Origin of the sequence: Mesorhizobium sp. M1A.F.Ca.IN.020.03.2.1 (assembly GCF_004023205.1) — a bacterium.
Taxonomy (GTDB): Bacteria; Pseudomonadota; Alphaproteobacteria; order Rhizobiales; family Rhizobiaceae; genus Mesorhizobium.
In genome coordinates this window covers 1-1460 of record NZ_RZSV01000458.1, presented here as the reverse complement: position 1 = coordinate 1460, position 1460 = coordinate 1, and the positions used below count along the sequence as shown (strand labels likewise).

Here is a 1460-nt window from a genome sequence, read left to right as displayed (position 1 = left end):
GCCGCCATCAACGCTGCCGTCAGTCCGCCAATGGCCATCGCCTTCAATCCAAAACCCTTGCCCGTCATGAAACCTCGCCCTCTTCTGAAAATCCGTTCGGTTCGAGCCCTGATTCGATATATCCGGATGAACATAACAAGAAAAGGATTTTTAGGCTCTGCGCCGTTGTACGTCAGGATCCCACCAGCCCACGGTGAAGTCCGTTCGATACAGCGAGGCATAGGCAGATGTAGATCAGCGCCGGCAATATCCTGAAGGGCAAGGTCATCGTCGAGGGAGCGACCACGTCGCATGTCCGGATAGCTATCGGCGGCGGCGTCCTCGACACGGCTTCGATCACCAACGAAGCGGTTGCCGATCTGCGACTGGGCAAGTAGGGCCTATGATGTGATCAAGGCCTCCGACGTCATCGTCGGGACTGGCTGACGACTTGAGCGCTGGCAGCGCTCAAAGGGGGCCTTATACCGCGATCGGCGCCTTGATATTGGCGTCCGCAAAATAGTTCTCGAGGCGGAAATCCTCGAAGCGGAAGGCAAAAAGATCCTTCACATCTGGGTTGATCCACATCTTCGGCAGCGGCTTCGGCGTGCGCCGCATCTGCTCGCGCGCCTGCTCGAAATGGTTCGAGTAAAGATGCGCATCGCCGAGCGTCTGGACGAAATCGCCAGGCTTCAGGCCGGTGACCTGCGCCACCATCAGGGTCAGCAGGGCGTAGGATGCGATGTTGAACGGCACGCCCAGGAAAATGTCGGCCGAGCGCTGGTAGAGCTGGCAGGAGAGCCGGCCTTCCGAAACGTAGAACTGGAACAGGCAATGGCAGGGCGGCAGCGCCATCGCCTCCACTTGGGCCGGATTCCAGGCTGAGACGATCAACCGGCGCGAATTGGGATTCTTGCGTACCTCCTTGAGAAGGGCGGCGATCTGGTCGATCTCGCCGCCGTGCCCATCCGGCCATGAGCGCCACTGCTTGCCGTAGACAGGGCCGAGATCGCCGTTCTCGTCGGCCCATTCGTCCCAGATGGTGACGCCGTTGTCGTTGAGATATTTGATGTTGGTGTCGCCCGCCAGGAACCACAGCAACTCGTGGATGATCGACTTCAGATGCAGCTTCTTGGTGGTGGTGACCGGGAAGCCGCGTGAAAGGTCGAAGCGCATCTGGTAGCCGAACACCGACCGCGTGCCGGTGCCGGTGCGGTCGCCGCGATCGGCGCCGTTCTCCAGCACATGCTTCAACAGGTCGAGATATTGGCGCATCGGCTCGGCCTCGATTCGGATGACAAGCGATCATAGCCGACTGGCGGTCGGTCGAATACCCAAAGCCTACAGATGTCGATCCGGCGCCGAAAAATCCACGGCGCCGGCACGTTGCCATGCTGGCTGCCGATGGCCTTGCCTCACAGAGAACCCAGTTTGCCCAGGTCCTTCGCCACCAGATAGTAGAAGGTCACGCGGCTCTTGGT

2 protein-coding genes and 1 pseudogene are annotated in these 1460 nt (G+C 60.0%); 2 read left to right on the top strand and 1 reads right to left on the bottom strand.

Going from position 1 to position 1460, the window contains the following annotated elements:
* Both EOA79_RS33300 and EOA79_RS32015 read left to right on the top strand, forming a co-directional pair.
* A partial coding sequence (locus tag EOA79_RS33300) for a hypothetical protein (RefSeq protein ID WP_206639301.1) occupies window positions 1-197 on the top strand: 197 nt, incomplete at its 5' end.
* 36 nt (window positions 198-233) lie between these two features.
* Window positions 234-426 (top strand): annotated as a pseudogene (locus EOA79_RS32015) (transporter).
* Between the two features lie 33 nt (window positions 427-459).
* On the opposite strand, the gene EOA79_RS32010 reads toward EOA79_RS32015, so the two are convergent.
* Window positions 460-1254 carry a thymidylate synthase gene (locus EOA79_RS32010; protein ID WP_095824896.1) on the bottom strand — a complete coding sequence of 265 codons (795 nt, stop codon included), beginning with the start codon at window positions 1252-1254 and terminating at the stop codon, window positions 460-462.
* Between the last annotated feature and the right edge of the window lie 206 nt (window positions 1255-1460).

Excerpts from the sequence above, each read along its gene's own strand:
- EOA79_RS32010 (WP_095824896.1), bottom strand. The coding sequence starts at position 1,254 with ATGCGCCAATATCTCGACCTGTTGAAGCATGTGCTGGAGAACGGCGCC.